The organism is Lysobacter enzymogenes (genome assembly GCF_017168095.1).
Classification (GTDB): domain Bacteria; phylum Pseudomonadota; class Gammaproteobacteria; order Xanthomonadales; family Xanthomonadaceae; genus Lysobacter; species Lysobacter enzymogenes_D.
Genome location: NZ_LXSD01000492.1, coordinates 1 through 342, shown reverse-complemented (window position 1 = coordinate 342; position 342 = coordinate 1). Strand labels below are relative to the sequence as shown.

At 79.5% G+C, this 342-nt stretch carries 1 pseudogene; it reads left to right on the top strand.

The annotated features are described in order from the left end of the window. Positions 1-342: pseudogene (locus A7A76_RS20230) on the top strand (hypothetical protein); the annotation flags it as partial.

Below are 342 nucleotides of genomic sequence, written 5' to 3'. Positions count from 1 at the left end.
ATCGCCCCGCCGCCGCTTCGCCGCCGCCGCGCCTGCCGCTGCCGGGCGCAACGCAACGCATCGAACCGTCCGCCGCGGTGCGCGCCGCCGCATCCGAGCCGCGTCCGTCGCGGATCGTGCTCGACTCGCCGCCGCTGCCGCCGCCGCGCTACGTACCCGGCGAAGCGCCCTATGTCGCGCCGCTGTCCGGCGGCGTGGTGCGGCAGGCCTCGCCGCTGTCGGACGGCATCGGCGACGACTCGCAGGCGATCCCGCTGCGCCACTCGCCGCCGCCCGCGCCGAAGCCCGCGGCCCAGCCCGCGCCTGTGCCTGCGCCTGCGCCTGCGCCCGTGGCCAAGCCCA